This window comes from Brachybacterium sp. NPDC056505, from assembly GCF_042794925.1.
GTDB lineage: Bacteria > Actinomycetota > Actinomycetes > Actinomycetales > Dermabacteraceae > Brachybacterium > Brachybacterium kimchii.
In genome coordinates this window covers 1-14073 of sequence record NZ_JBHTSV010000025.1, presented here as the reverse complement: position 1 = coordinate 14073, position 14073 = coordinate 1, and the positions used below count along the sequence as shown (strand labels likewise).

The 14073-nt window shown below is 72.6% G+C and carries 13 protein-coding genes; 11 read left to right on the top strand and 2 right to left on the bottom strand.

Annotated features, from left to right (window positions below; genetic code table 11):
* Positions 1–2 precede the first annotated feature (2 nt).
* Genes ACFQ53_RS12375 through ACFQ53_RS12350 form a run of 6 tightly spaced genes read left to right on the top strand, consistent with a single transcriptional unit; the run spans position 3 to position 7167 of the window.
* Positions 3–1322 carry a PLP-dependent aminotransferase family protein gene (locus ACFQ53_RS12375; protein ID WP_377860072.1) on the top strand — a complete coding sequence of 440 codons (1320 nt, stop codon included), beginning with the start codon at positions 3–5 and terminating at the stop codon, positions 1320–1322.
* Complete coding sequence (locus tag ACFQ53_RS12370) at positions 1319–3031, top strand: ABC transporter substrate-binding protein (RefSeq protein WP_377860070.1); 1713 nt, start codon at positions 1319–1321, stop codon at positions 3029–3031. The genes ACFQ53_RS12375 and ACFQ53_RS12370 overlap by 4 nt, the downstream gene beginning before the upstream one ends.
* The gene (locus tag ACFQ53_RS12365; protein WP_377860068.1) at positions 3028–3963 is read left to right on the top strand and encodes an ABC transporter permease; all 936 of its coding nucleotides are present in this window, start codon (positions 3028–3030) and stop codon (positions 3961–3963) included. The genes ACFQ53_RS12370 and ACFQ53_RS12365 overlap by 4 nt, the downstream gene beginning before the upstream one ends.
* Positions 3960–4856: an ABC transporter permease gene (locus ACFQ53_RS12360; RefSeq protein ID WP_377860066.1), complete on the top strand. Its 897-nt coding sequence runs from the start codon at positions 3960–3962 to the stop codon at positions 4854–4856. The genes ACFQ53_RS12365 and ACFQ53_RS12360 overlap by 4 nt, the downstream gene beginning before the upstream one ends.
* The gene (locus ACFQ53_RS12355) at positions 4853–6667 is read left to right on the top strand and encodes a dipeptide ABC transporter ATP-binding protein (protein WP_377860063.1); all 1815 of its coding nucleotides are present in this window, start codon (positions 4853–4855) and stop codon (positions 6665–6667) included. The genes ACFQ53_RS12360 and ACFQ53_RS12355 overlap by 4 nt, the downstream gene beginning before the upstream one ends.
* Entirely contained in the window at positions 6664–7167 is a 504-nt protein-coding gene (locus ACFQ53_RS12350; protein WP_377860061.1) for a GNAT family N-acetyltransferase, read from the top strand. The genes ACFQ53_RS12355 and ACFQ53_RS12350 overlap by 4 nt, the downstream gene beginning before the upstream one ends.
* Positions 7168–7247: 80 nt before the next feature.
* Here the strand turns inward: ACFQ53_RS12350 and ACFQ53_RS12345 are convergent, their stop codons facing one another.
* Positions 7248–8216, bottom strand: coding sequence for an MsnO8 family LLM class oxidoreductase (locus ACFQ53_RS12345; RefSeq protein WP_377860059.1), 969 nt, complete (start codon positions 8214–8216; stop codon positions 7248–7250).
* Between the two features lie 179 nt (positions 8217–8395).
* Here ACFQ53_RS12345 and ACFQ53_RS12340 point away from each other — a divergent pair, with 179 nt between their 5' ends.
* Genes ACFQ53_RS12340 through ACFQ53_RS12325 form a run of 4 tightly spaced genes read left to right on the top strand, consistent with a single transcriptional unit; the run spans position 8396 to position 12451 of the window.
* Complete coding sequence (locus ACFQ53_RS12340) at positions 8396–9265, top strand: S-adenosyl-l-methionine hydroxide adenosyltransferase family protein (protein ID WP_377860057.1); 870 nt, start codon at positions 8396–8398, stop codon at positions 9263–9265.
* Positions 9262–9816, top strand: coding sequence for an ECF-type riboflavin transporter substrate-binding protein (locus ACFQ53_RS12335; RefSeq protein ID WP_377860055.1), 555 nt, complete (start codon positions 9262–9264; stop codon positions 9814–9816). The genes ACFQ53_RS12340 and ACFQ53_RS12335 overlap by 4 nt, the downstream gene beginning before the upstream one ends.
* Complete coding sequence (locus ACFQ53_RS12330) at positions 9813–11621, top strand: ABC transporter ATP-binding protein (RefSeq protein ID WP_377860053.1); 1809 nt, start codon at positions 9813–9815, stop codon at positions 11619–11621. Before ACFQ53_RS12335 ends, ACFQ53_RS12330 begins: the two co-directional genes overlap by 4 nt.
* On the top strand, positions 11618–12451 hold the full coding sequence (locus tag ACFQ53_RS12325; protein ID WP_377860051.1) for an energy-coupling factor transporter transmembrane component T family protein: 834 nt from the start codon (positions 11618–11620) through the stop codon (positions 12449–12451). The genes ACFQ53_RS12330 and ACFQ53_RS12325 overlap by 4 nt, the downstream gene beginning before the upstream one ends.
* Positions 12452–12468: 17 nt before the next feature.
* Here ACFQ53_RS12325 and ACFQ53_RS12320 read toward each other — a convergent pair whose 3' ends face one another.
* Positions 12469–13290: a hypothetical protein gene (locus ACFQ53_RS12320; protein ID WP_377860049.1), complete on the bottom strand. Its 822-nt coding sequence runs from the start codon at positions 13288–13290 to the stop codon at positions 12469–12471.
* 177 nt (positions 13291–13467) lie between these two features.
* On the opposite strand from ACFQ53_RS12320, the gene ACFQ53_RS12315 reads away from it, so the two are divergent.
* The gene (locus tag ACFQ53_RS12315; RefSeq protein WP_377860047.1) at positions 13468–13986 is read left to right on the top strand and encodes a GNAT family N-acetyltransferase; all 519 of its coding nucleotides are present in this window, start codon (positions 13468–13470) and stop codon (positions 13984–13986) included.
* Positions 13987–14073: the final 87 nt, after the last annotated feature.

The following is a 14073-nucleotide window of genomic DNA, read 5'->3' as shown; positions in this document are numbered from 1 at the left end:
CGATGAACACTGCGACCACCGCGAACACTGCGAATACGGCGAGCACGGCGACCGGCGCCGATCCCGCTCCGGCGCTCTCCCCCGCCGAGCTGCTCTCCGACCTGGGGTCGCGCGGGGACCGCGCGCGGGGCTTCGGGAAGGCCTCCTCGCTGCCCGCCGACTCGATCCCGCTGCTCGGCGGCGCCCCGAGCGAGGACCTGCTGCCGCTCGCGCAGATCCGCCACGCGGCCGAGGACCTCACCGCCGATCCGTCGGCCCTCGCCGCGGCGCTCCAGTATTCCCAGAGCCCGGGCCTGGCGGGCCTGCGCGACTGGATCAGCCGACGCGAGGACGCGGAGTCCGCGCGGATCGTCGTCACGAACGGCGCCTTCCACGGGCTCTCGCTGCTGTTCGACGCCCTGCTCGACGAGGGCGACGCGGTGATCGTCGAGGATCCCACCTACCCCCTGATCTTCCGCGACCTGCAGCACAAGCGGCCCCGGCTCGTCCCGCTGCGTCTCACGGAGAGCGGCTTCGACATCGACGCGCTCGAGGCGCGCCTGGTCGCGGGCGAGCGCCCGAAGCTGCTGTACACGGTGCCCGATCACCACAACCCCACCGGGTACGTCACCACCCCGGCTGAGCGCGCACGCCTCGTCGAGCTCGCCGAGCGCTTCGGCTTCGTGATCGTCTCCGACAACGCGTACCACTCGCTGGGCTTCGACGGCCCCTCGCTGCCGGACTACCCGCTGGGCTCGGACCGCGTGGTCCACGTGCGCACCTTCTCCAAGGTGCTCGGGCCCGGCCTGCGGCTGGGCTGGCTCGCACTGCCGCCGTGGCTCGCCGGCCCCGTGACGCGGCTGCGCGCGAACCAGGACCAGCACTCCTCGGTGCTCGTGCAGGCGATCGTCGAGAGGGTCCTCGGGGCCGGATCCGCCGCGCACCCCGCTCCCGGCGACGGTCCGCTCGCCCCGCGCGGCTTCGACGCGATCGCCGCCCGCGCCCGCACCGCCTACGCCGAGCGCTTCGACCTCGTGACCTCGATCCTGGACGAGCAGGTGCCCGGCGGCATCGAGGTCGTCCACCGCACGGGCGGCATCTTCGCCTGGGTGCGGGTGCGCGACGAGCGCATCGATCTCGCCGCCGCCCAGCGCGTGGCCCGCGAGCGGACCGGGACGGACGCCGTGCTGGGCCGGTACTTCTTCTGGGAGGGCTCCGGCGCGGGCCCGGCCGACGACCGCGGCGCGCTGCGCGTGGGCATCAGCCATCTTCCCCCCGAGCGCCTGCGCGAGGGAGCCGCGCGTCTCGCCGCCGCCCTGTCCGACCCGGAGGCCCGAGGGTGACCCGGCCCGTCGGCCCCGCCCCCGTCGGCCCCGATGTCACCCGCCGGCGCCTGCTGCGCGGGATCGGCGCGGGCGCGCTGGGCCTCGCCGCCCTGCCGCTCGCGGGCTGCGCGCTCGAGGCCGCCCACGCGGCGGGCGACTCCGAGACGCCCGAGGACGAGCTGACCTTCCTCATCTCGAACCTCGACGGCGGCTGGGTGCCCTCCAAGAGCGCGATCTCGAGCTACGAGGCGAACGTCTGGCAGCAGCTCACCGACAAGCTCGTCCACACGGACGAGACGGGGACCATCACCCCCTGGATCGCCGAGAGCTGGGACGTCGCGAGCGACTCGACCGAGTTCACGCTGCACCTGAAGGACGGCGTCACCTTCTCCGACGGCACGGCCCTGGACGCCGACGCGGTGGTTGCGAACCTCGACGTCTGGGCGAAGGGCCGGCCCGACGCGGGGATCGCGAAGGTGGGCCTGTTCCCCGGCTCGACCTACGACGGGGCCGAGGCGCTCGACGAGCGCACCGTGCACGTGCGCTTCACCGCCCCGTCCCTCTCCTTCCTACCGACCCTCGGCTACCACGGCTGCCTGCTGCTGAGCCCCGAGTCCGTCGCCCGCTCGCTCGGCGAGCAGTCGGACCTCGCCCACCAGATCGGCAGCGGCCCCTTCGTGCTGGACTCCTGGGCCGCGAGCGACCACGTCACCCTGGTGCGCCGCGAGGACTACGACTGGGCGCCGCCCGTGCTCGGCCGCGGCGGCGCCGCCGCCCTGCGGAAGCTCACCTTCAAGGTGCTCCCGGACGACACCCTGCGCGCATCCGCCGCCCGCGCCCACCAGAGCGACGTGTCCTACAACGTGAACCCGCAGGTCCTGGACTCCTTCACGGAGGCCGGCTTCACGATCGAGGTGCCGCGCTATCTCGGCTTCACCCACGGCTTCCGGGTGCGCACGAACGTGGCGCCCTTCGACGACGTGCGCGTGCGCCGCGCGATCTCCCGCGGCATCGACCGCGACGAGATCCTGCGCACCGTGTTCACGAAGGACTGGGAGAGCGCGACGAGCTGGCTGCAGTCGAGCGTCCCCGAGGCGGAGGACCATTCGGATCTCTTTCCCTTCGATCCGGACTCGGCCGCGCAGCTGCTCGACGACGCCGGATGGACGGGGCGCTCCGACGACGGCTACCGCACGAAGGACGGCACGGAGCTCGCGTTCACCCTCTACCCCACCCCGTACCTCACGGGCTCCGTGCCCGAGGCCGAGCTGATCTCCCAGCAGCTGGGGCGTCTGGGCATCCGCGTCGCGACCCAGAAGATCGACGTCGCGGGCTACTCCGGGAAGGTCGAGGACAATCCCGACCAGGGCCTCGCCGAGGTCACCCGCAGCTTCGTGGACGCGGGCACCGTGGCGGGCGTGATCACGGCCGACGGCGAGGACTGGTTCGCCCTCGAGGACTCCGACGAGCGCCTCGTGGATCTCGCCGGCCAGGTGGCCGGCACCGCCGACCGCACGGAGCGCGCCGGCGTGATCGACGAGCTCTCGCAGCACGTCCTCGAGCAGGCCTACTTCATCCCGCTCGAGCAGAACGTCCAGCGCATCTACGTGCAGACCCCCGAGCTCTCCGGCATCACCGTCAACGCCGTCGCCATCCCCTCGTACCACGCGGCGACGAAGACGGGATCGGGCGGCAAGGCGTCCGACGGCGAGGGGGCGGACGCATGATCGCCCTGAAGCGCATCGCCCAGGCCGTCCTCGTCATCGCCCTGGCCTATGTGCTCGTGTTCCTGGTGCTCGCGGCGATCCCCGGCGACCCGGTGAGCGCGCAGCTGGAGAATCCGCAGGCCGGCTACTCCGAGGCTGAGAAGGCGCAGATCCGCTCGTTCTACGGGCTCGACAAGCCCGTGCTCGTGCAGCTGCTCCTCTCGATCGGCAACGCCCTGCGCGGCGACCTCGGGATCTCACTGGCGACCTCGGCGCCGGTGTCGACGACGATCGCGGAGGCGATCCCCTCGACACTCACCCTCGCCGCGACCGCCATGGTGTTCGCGCTGCTGATCGCCCTGGTCCTGGGCTTCGCCTCGCAGAGCCTCGGCGAGAGCCGCCTGGGCGGCCTCGTGCGCTCGCTGCCCACGGTGTTCCTGTCCACCCCGAACTTCCTCATCGGCCTGGTGCTGATCCAGGTGTTCGCTGTGCAGCTCGGGGCCTTCTCCATCATCGATCCCGAGACCGCCGGATCCACGACCTTCGCGGCCCTGACCCTCGCGATCCCCGTGTCCGCGCAGATCGCGCAGGTCTTCATCACCGCCCTGGACACCACTTCCGCGCTCGACCACACGGAGGTCGCGATCTCCCGCGGGCTCGCCCCGGTGCGGGTCTTCGCCCGCCATCTGCTGCGGCCCTCCCTGCTGCCCACGGTCACCGTGTGCGGGCTCGTGGTCGGCGAGCTGCTGGGCGGCTCGCTCATCACCGAGACGATCTTCGGGCGCGCCGGCATCGGCACCGTCGTCCAGAAGGCCGTGACCAGCCAGGACGTGCCCGTGCTGCAGGCCGCCGTGGTGCTCTCCGCGGCCGTGTTCGTGGGCGTGAACCTCGTCATCGACCTCGTGCTGCCGCTGCTCGACCCGCGGCTGCGCGCACCCCGGGAGGCGTCATGACCGCAGCGGCCCTCACCACCGGCGACCCCTCGGGCTCGCCCGAGCACGCTCCCGCGGGTGCTCCCGCGCAGGCAGGATCCCGGATCCGCAGCCTCCGTCGCCTGCCCCCGACCGTGTGGCTGTCCCTCGCGGTGCTCCTCCTCGTGCTCGCGTTCTCGCTCGCACCGGGTCTGTTCACGAGCGCGGACCCGGCCGTCGGCGTGCCCGACCGAAAGTTCACGCCGCCCGGGTGGCAGTACCTGCTGGGCACCGACCACCTGGGCCGCGACCTGCTCTCGCGCATCATCCACGGCTCGGCCTCCTCGATGACCAGCGCCCTGATCGCGGTCGCGATCGGCGTGCTCGTGGGAGGGGCGATCGGCCTCGTCGCCGGGTACGCGGGAGGTTGGGCCGACGCGGTCCTGGGGCGCCTGGTCGACGTGCTGCTGGCGATCCCGAGCTTCCTGCTCGCCGTCATCGTGGTCACGGCGCTCGGGTACGACACCCGCAACGCCGCGATCGCGACCGGCGTCTCCGCGGTGGCGGTGTTCGCCCGGCTCATGCGCGCGGAGGTCCTGCGCGTGCGCACGAGCGTGTTCATCGAGGCCGCCCGCCTGAACGGCGGCTCCGGCGCGTACATCCTGATCCGCCACGTGCTGCCGAACGCCGTGCGCCCCGTGCTGTCCCTCGCCGTCCTCCAGTTCGGCCTCGCGATCCTCACCATCGCGGGCCTCGCGTTCCTGGGCTACGGCGATCCGCCGCCGGCCTCCGACTGGGGCCTGCTGGTGGCCGACGGTCGCGAGCACCTCCTGCACGCGCCCTGGCTGGTGATCGCGCCCGGTCTCGTGATCGCGATCGTCGTGCTCTCCGTGAGCCGCCTCAGCCGCTTCATCGACACCGAGAGGAACCGATGACCTCCACCGACACGGACACCGGCACCGACACCCGCCCCGACGCAGGGGCCGCCACCGAGGGAGACACCGAGGGCGGCGCCGCTCCCCTGCTGACCGTCGAGCACCTGCGCGTGGCCTACGGCGAGCGCGCCGCGGCCCGCGAGGTCGTCCGCGACGTGTCCTTCTCCGTCCCGGCGGGCTCGACCCTCGCCCTCATCGGCGAGTCCGGCTCGGGCAAGTCGACGATCGCCCGCGCCGTGCTGCGCCTGCTCGAGCGCCGCGGTGCCCGCGTCGAGGGCAGCGTCCGCCTGCGCGGACGGGAGATCTCCCGTCTTCCGGAGCGCGCCCTGCGTCCCCTGCGCGGACGCGTGCTGGGCTTCGTCCCGCAGGATCCGGGCAGCGCCCTGAACCCCGTGCGCACCATCGGCTCCCAGGCCCTCGAGGCCGCGGCGCTCGTGCCGGACGCCCGCAGCCGGGCCGCACGCGAGGCTCTCGTGCGCGAGGGGCTCGAGCGAGCGGGCCTCACGGACCCCGAGCGGATCGCCGCCTCCTACCCGCACCAGCTCTCCGGCGGGCAGCTGCAGCGCGTGCTCATCGCCCTGGCGATCATCCCGGGCCCCGCCCTGCTCGTGGCCGACGAGCCCACGAGCGCCCTCGACGTCACCGTCCAGAAGCAGATCCTGGACCTGCTGGCATCCCTCCAGGACGAGCTCGGCATCGGCCTCCTGCTGATCACCCACGACCTCGCCCTCGCGGCCGAGCGCTCCCAGCAGGTCGTCGTCCTCTCGGGCGGCACCATCCAGGAGGCCGGCCCCACCGCCGAGGTCTTCGCCCGTCCCCGCTCGGAGTACACCCGGCGCCTGCAGGCCGACGTCCCGGGCCTGCACCCCGATCGCTTCGCCGCCCTGCGCGCCGAGCGGGAGCTCGAGGAGAAGGGCGCGGCCTCGCCCGCCCCCTCCACTGCTGACGACTCCTCGCCCGCCGCCGCGCCGCGCGTGGCCGCCCGCGGCATCTCCCGCACCTTCCGCGGCACCGCCGGCCACGAGATCAGGGCGCTGGACCAGGTGTCCTTCTCGATCCCACGCGGCACCACGCACGCCCTCGTCGGCGAGTCCGGCTCCGGGAAGACCACGGCGGCCCGCGCCCTGCTGGGGCTCGAGCGCCTGGACGCCGGGACCCTCGCGGTCGACGGCCGGGCGGTGGACCCGTCGGACCCCCGCGCCCTGCGCGCGCTGCGGCGCGACCTGCAGCTCGTCCACCAGAACCCCCTCACGTCGCTCGACCCGCGCTTCACCGTCGGCCGGATCGTCCGCGAACCTGTCGACCTGTACCGCGTGGGCGATGCCGCCGAACGCGCGGAGCGCGTGCGCTGGGCGCTCGCCGCGGTGCGTCTCGACGAGGATCTCCTGGGCAGGCGGCCGACGGCCCTCTCGGGCGGGCAGCGCCAGCGCGTCGCGATCGCCCGCGCCCTGGTGCTGCGCCCCGAGGTCCTCGTCCTCGACGAGCCGACGAGCGCCCTGGACGTCACGGTGCAGGCCGGGATCCTCGAGGTCCTCGTGCGCCTGCAGAAGGACCTGGGCCTGACCTACCTGTTCATCTCCCACGACCTGGGAGTGGTGCGGCAGGTCGCCGACACCCTCACCGTGCTGCGTCGCGGCGAGGTCGTCGAGGAGGGCGAGGCCGCGCACGTCTTCGCCGCTCCGCAGCACGAGTATACGCAGCGCCTGCTCGCCTCGATCCCCGTGCACGGCGCGGGCACGGGGACGAGGGGAAGCACGGCGACGAGCACGGGCGTGGCGCCCGGCGACGAGATCCTGGAGGCCACCGCATGACCGACACCCGCACCACCCCCGCCCCGGCCATCACCTGGGAGGAGGTCTCCTGGGAGGATCCTCGCGCGGCCGCGCTGCGCGAGGCGATGGACGCCGAGGTCGGCCCGCGCTACGTGCCGATCCGCGGCGCCTCGACCCCTCCGGGGCGGCCGACGGGCGACGACGTGGAGACGGTCGTGCTCGCACTCGTCGACGGCGAGGCCGCGGCCACCGGCTCGCTGCGCCGCCTCCCCGAGCGGCTCGAGGTCAAGCGGCTGTTCGTCGGCCCCGCGTTCCGCCGCCTGGGCCTGGCGCGGGCGATCCTCGCCCATCTGGAGAACGCCGCCCGCGCGCGCGGCGCCCACGAGCTGTTCCTGCAGACCGGCAACCGCCAGCCCGACGCGATCGCGCTGTACGAGCGCGAGGGCTGGGAGCACGTGGAGGTGTTCGCGCCCTACGACCCGACGGATGGGATCAGCGTCTGCTTCCGCAAGGACCTGGCCCCGCCGGCCGAGGGCTGAGCGGCCAGCCCCGGTACGCCCGCTGCGGCCATCGGGCCGGTTCTTCACGTCGGGCCCGTTTCGCACGCCGGGCCGGCTCCTCAGCCCAGCAGTTCGGCGACCCGGGCGTCGGACTCCGCGAGCGCTGCACGGTCGAAGGTCGCCCCGGAGGCGAGGATCTCGTCGGCACCGGTGGTCTCGACGAGGCGCTCCAGGCGGGGCCGCAGGGTCGACGCACTGCCCGCCCACGAGGCATCGAGTCCGCTCTCGACCCGGTCGCGCTCGCGCGATCCGAGCTCGCGGTCGCGGAGGCTCGCGGGGCTCTCGAGCGGTGGGAAGGCGCCGGTCTCGCGGGAGCGGACCATCGCCCGGACCTCGGGCAGGGCGAGCTCGCGGGCCTCGGCGTCGGTGCCTGCGACCAGCAGGTCCATCGACAGCATGACGTGCGGGACGGTGCCCGCGTGCGGGTGGAACTCCCGGCGGTAGGCGGCGATCCTCTCCCCCACGTCCTCGGCGAGAAGCACGGGCCCGCCGATCACCACGGGCAGCCCCAGGCGGGCCGCGATGCGCAGTCCGGCACCGGTGGCGAGCAGGTGGATCGGCGGCGGGGCCCCTCCCGCCGGCCGGGCGGTGATCGGGGCCTCGCCCTCGAGGTGTTCGCGCACGCGGGCGACCTCCTCGGCGAACTCGTCGGTGGTGATCCCGGTGCGGCCGAGCGCCTCGCGCACGGGCGCCGTGAAGCCGAGCGAGCGGCCGATGCCGAGGTCCACGCGACCGGGTGCGAGCGCCTCGAGCATGAGGAACTGCTCTGCCACGACGAGCGGACGGTGGTTGGGGAGCATCACCCCGCCGGAGCCGAGCCGGATCCGCTGCGTGCGCTGCCCGATCGCCGCGAGCAGCACCGCCGGGGAGCCGCTCGCGATGCCCGGCACGCCATGGTGCTCGGCCACCCAGAAGCGGTGGTAGCCCAGGGGCTCCGCCGCGACGGCGCGCTCCACGCTGTCGCGCAGGGCAGCGGCCTCGGGGCGCCCTTCGCGCGTGCGGGAGCGGTCGAGCAGGGAGTACCTCACGCTCGTCCCAACGCGCAGGGCTCTCGAGAGCTTCCCGAACGGTGCGGGCCCGGGCGGGCCGGCGCGGACCTCCGTCCCCGGCACCGCTCGGAGGCCCGCTTGGGCAGCAGCATGAACCCGGATGAACCGGACGTCGGACCCGCCGTGCCCGCTGACCCCGTGCCTGCGATACTTCCTCTGTGAACCCGCTCGTCCTGCAATCCGATTTCGGTCTCGACGACGGCGCCGTCAGCGCGATGCAGGGCGTCGCCGTCGGCGTCGATCCTCAGCTGCGCATCCACGACCTGACCCACAACATCCCGCCCTACGACATCTGGGAGGGCTCGTACCGTCTCGCCCAGGTGGTCTCGTACTGGCCGGAGGGGACGGTGTTCGTCTCGGTCGTCGACCCCGGCGTCGGCTCGGACCGCCTGTCGGTGGTCGCGCGCACCGCCACGGGTCACCTCGTCGTCACGCCGGACAACGGCACCCTCACGCACCTCCACGCGATCTTCGGCGTCACCCACCTGCGCCAGATCGACGAGACCGTGAACCGTCGTGCCGGCTCCGAGGAGTCGTACACGTTCCACGGCAGGGACATCTACGCGTTCACAGGCGACCGTCTGGCCTCCGGGGCGATCGCCTTCGAGGACGTCGGCTCCGAGGTCCCGCTCGAGCACCTGGTCTCCCTCCCCCTGCTCGAGCCCGAGCTGCGCGAGGGCGCCGTCCACGGATCCATCGACGTGCTCGACGTGCGCTACGGGTCCCTGTGGACCTCGATCCCACGCACGCTGTTCGCGAGGCTCGGCGTCCGCCACGGCGAGCGGGTCCAGCTGCGCGTGCGGCACCAGGGGCGCGTGGTCCACTCCGCGCAGATGACCTTTGCCCCGAGCTTCGCCGCGGTCGAGCTCGGCGAATCGCTGATCTACGTGAACTCGCTGGACCGGATGGCGGTCGCGATCAATCGCGGCTCCTACGCCCGCGCCTTCGATCTGGGCACGGGATCGTCCTGGGAGGTCTCCCTCGAACCCGTCCACCCCGCCCCGTCCGAGCATCGGAGCCGTCCATGAGCACTCGTATCTCCCCCGTCACCCGCGTCGTCGCGATCGGCATCGGTGCGGCGCTGTTCTTCGTGCTCGGTCGCTTCCTCGCGATCCCCACGCCGATCCCGAACACCACGATCAACCTCCAGTACGCCGTGTTGGCCGTCTTCGCGGTGCTCTACGGGCCGCTCGTGGGCGTGCTCGCAGGTCTCATCGGCCACGTGCTCGTGGACGCGACGGGATACGGCATCTGGCCCACGTGGAAGACCGGCAGCGCCGTGTTCGCCCTGATCGTGGGCCTGGTGATGCTGCACAACCACGTGCGCGAGGGCGAGTTCCCGCGCCGCACCCTGGTGCGGTTCGTCCTGGCCGTCGTGATCGCGAACGCCGTCACCTGGGTGCTGTGGGCGCCGATCGGCGACGTGCTGATCATGGGCGAACCCGCCTCGAAGGTCTTCACGCAGGGAGCACTCGCCTTCGTCGTGAACTCGGCGACCGCTGCCGTCCTGGGCGGGATCATCCTCGGGATCTACGCCCGCTCGCGCACCCGGACCGGCTCCCTGACCCTCGACAGGTGAGAGTCGAGAACCCCGGGCCGGACGGCGCGGACGGCCCCGTCCGCCTTCGCGACTACTCCTTCCGCTACCGCGCCCAGTCCGAGCCCACACTGCACGGCATCGACCTCACCGTGCGCCGCGGGGAGAAGATCGCCGTCGTCGGCCCCTCGGGCTGCGGGAAGTCGACGCTGCTCGCGGCACTGAACGGCCTCGTCCCCCATGTGCACGCCGGAGAGGCGAGCGGCAGCATCGAGGTGTTCGGGGCCAATCCCGCCGCCGCACCGATCATCGAGACCTCGCGGCGCGTGGGCACGGTGCTGCAGGACTCCTCCGGTCAGTTCGTGGGCCTGACCGTCGCCGAGGACGTGGCCTTCAGCCTCGAGAACCAGCAGGTCCCGCACGCGCAGATGCCCGGACGCGTGGCCGAGGCCGCGCGGGCCGCAGGCATCGCCGACCACCTCGACGCCTCCCCGCAGCAGCTCTCCGGCGGGCAGAAGCAGCGGGTCGCGATCGCCGGCGTGCTCGTCGACGACGTCGAGATGCTCCTCTTCGACGAACCGCTCGCGATGCTCGACCCCGCGGCCGGCCGCGCAGCCGTCGAGCTCATCGACGACCTGCACCGCGAGCAGGGGCGCACGATCATCGTCGTCGAGCACCGGCTCGAGGATCTCCTGCACCGGCCTCTGGACCGGATCGTCCTCATGGACGAGGGCCGCATCGTCGCCGATCTCCCGCCCGGCGAGCTGCTCGCCTCACCGCTCCTGCGCGAGCACGGCATCCGCCCACCCCTGCACGTCGAGGCGCTGCGCCTCGCGGGCGCCCCGGTCACCGCCGGCCAGCATCCGGCGGACCTTCCCCGCATGGAGCTCTCGTCCGCGCAGAGGGAGGCCGTGCGCACCTGGGTCGAGAGCGCGACGCCCGGGCAGTCCCGGCACACCGCGACCGCTGCCCAGCCCACGTCCCATGACGCGCTCCCGGCCCTGAACCTCGAGCACGTCGGCGCGATCCTGCGCCGCCCCGGCGCCTCGGCCGACGTCCGCGCGCTGCGAGGCATCACGGCCCGTATCCACCGCGGCGAGATGCTCGGCGTGATCGGCTCCAACGGCGCCGGGAAGTCGACGCTCGCGCGCGTGATCAGCGGTTTCGAGAAGGCCACCGAAGGCGTCGTGCGGATCGGCGGGGCCGACGCCGCCTCCTGGCCGCTGGCCGAGCACGGCGCGCACGTGGGCTTCGTCCTCCAGGAGCCCGGCCAGATGCTCTCCCAGCCCCTGCTCGAGGAGGAGATCCGCCTCGGTCTGCGAGCACGCGGCCTCGACGCCGAGGAGATCGAGCGGCGCACGGCGCGTGCCCTCGAGGTGACGGACCTGCGGCCGATGCGCTCCTGGCCGATCTCGGCCCTCAGCCACGGGCAGAGGAAGCGTCTGAGCATCGCCTGCGTGCTCGCGCTCGAGCCGGAGATCCTGATCTTCGACGAGCCGACGGCCGGGCAGGACTTCGCGCACTACAGCGAGTTCATGGACTTCCTCGCGCGGATCCACGCGGAGGGCACCACGATCCTACTGATCACGCACGACATGCACCTCGCCCTCGAGTACACCGATCGGGTGCTCGTGATCTCCGCAGGCGAGCTCATCGCCGACACGGACCCCGCCGCCGTGCTCACCGACGAGGCCCTCGCCGAGCGCGCGGACCTCGTGGTCACGGGCCTGTTCACCCTCGCCCGGCGCTGCGGGATCACCGACCCGATCGCGCTGGTCCACCGCTTCGTCGCCGCCGACCGCGCTGAGCGGGCCCTCCGCGCTGACCCCGGGGAGGGTGCGCGATGACCGCTCCTCTCCTCGGGTACGTCGAGCGGCCCGGACTGCTGCACACCCTCACGGGCACATCGAAGCTCGTGCTCACGATCGCGATGGTGCTCGCGGCGATGATCAGCTTCGACGTGCGCTTCCTGGCGACGCTCGGGGTGCTGTCGATGTTCGGCTGGGCGCTCTCGAGGGTCCGGCTGCGCGATCTGGCGACGGTGCTGTGGATCATCCTCACCTTCATGGTGCTCAACAACCTGCTGATCTTCGTGTTCGCTCCGGGCTACGGCAGCGAGCTGCTGGGCGCCCGGCACGTGGTCGTCGAGGGGCCCGGGCGCTGGGACCTCACGCAGGAGCAACTGTTCTACCAGCTCGCCGTCACCCTCAAGTACTTCGCGATGCTGCCGGCGGTGCTGCTGTTCGTGGCGACCACGCGCCCGCCCGAGTTCGCCTCGTCCCTGCACCGCATCGGCGTCCCGTACAAGGTGGCCTTCGCCGTCTCCCTCGCCCTGCGCTTCATCCCGGACATCCAGCGCGACATGCGCACGATCTCCCAGGCGCAGCAGGCCCGTGGTCTCGACATCTCACGGAAGGTCGGGCTGGTCACGCGCGTGCGCAATGTGGTGTCGACGCTCATGCCCCTGCTGCTGGGCTCCCTGGACCGCATCGAGACGGTCTCCAGCGCCATGGAGCTGCGCGGCTTCGGCCGCGGGCGCCGCCGCACCTGGTACGACGTGAAGCCGATGCGCCTGAGGGACTGGAGCACGATCCTGGGCGCGGCCGCGGTGGTCGCCGCCTCGATCGTCATGGTCGTCGTCGACGGCGGCCGCTACTGGAACCCGTTCGGGGCCTGAGGGCTCCCGACGCCTGGTCAGGCCGAGACCCGCCGCATCACCGGGTCGGCGATGCGGCGGCTCGGGGCGCACAGCGTCTGCCCCAGCAGGGCGAACGCCTCGTCGCGATCCGTGAAGCGACCGTAGTCGTGGCGCACGAAGCCGGAGAGGTCGAAGTCGGGTTCGTCGCTCCGCCCGTCCCAGTCGATCGCGCAGCGTCCGGCGGCTTCGAAGAGCGTCTCCGAGCCGGTGTTCGTGAAGGCGGTGCCTCCACGGCAGCCGATCGGCCCGAACAGCTCCGCCGCGCTCGTCCAACGGGCGTCAGCCCAGCGGTCAGCGGTGGGAACCGCATGCTCCCCGGGCGATGCTCCGGGCCGCTGCGATGCGAGCTCCAGCTCGGGCCAGACCAGCAGCATGGCGTCGGGCAGCACCCACCGCGCGGGACCGAAGCGGTCGTACCAGAAGGAGGCGTCGATGAGCAGTGCCCGCACCCGGGTGCGCACGCCGATCGCTCGCGCGACGCTCTCGAGCACCGCGAGTCGCTGGCTGCACGATCCCGTGCCGCGCGCGAGGATCCGCGAGGCCGGCACGGTCTCGTCGAGTGCATAGACCGGGGAGATCTCGGTCGCGATGATCCGGTGGGCGGCCTGCAGGACCGACCTCGGATCGGTCGACGTCGCCGCGCCGTGGGCCCGGCCGACGAGGGCCGTCACCGCCGCGGAGCGATGGTCGAGGATGGCCGTCGGTGCAGTCGATCCGCCCGCCGCCGCTCGCGGCACGTCCTCATCGCTCAGCATCAGGCGGCGGCACCACGGCGTGAGCATGATCGTGGGACGTGCGCAGGTGAATGCGGTGCTCATGACCATGGCCCCTCGGACTCTCGGCGCGACGGCTCTCCCGACTCCGGACGCCACGATCCTCTCACTCCATCCAGGCGGCTGAGCCGATGTGGACCGGACATGCTTCCTCACCAGCACAGAAAGGTGCGCCGTCGTCGCGGAGCAGGGTCGAGATCTCCTGCTGCTACGGTCCACGACATGGGCTTCACGATGAGGCGCGCGGTGCCCGGCGATGAGGAGGCGATGCGGCGCGCGGTCTACGCAGCGTGGCGCTGGCGCGAACCGTGGGACGACGCCGCGTATCGGACCCACGCTGACGCCGGAGATCCCGACTCCTACGTGGATGGCTTCGGGACCCGCGCAGGCGACGCGGGAGTGGTCTCCGTCCCTGACTCCACCGACGAGGAGATGTGCGGGGCGGCATGGTTCAGACTCTTCACGCACCAGAGCGCACGGGCAGGATTCGTGAAGGACACGATTCCTGAACTGGTGCTGGCCGTCGACGAGCGCTTCCGGGGCGTCGGGATCGGTGGAAGACTCCTCGACCGGCTGCTGGAACTCGCGCATGACATGGGCTTCCTCGCACTCAGCCTCCACGTCGACGCCGAGAATTCGGTTGCGACTGCGCTCTACAGGTCTCGAGGCTTCGAGACAGTCCGCACCACGCCGAATGGGAGCGTGATGGTGCGTGCCCACGGGCCTCGCGGCTCGTTCTGACGAAAGGCGCGGCAGGCTCGTGCGCAGGAGCAGAAGGCACCCCGCGCACACAGCAGCGCGGCCGCGTGACCATGAAGGTCACGCCTG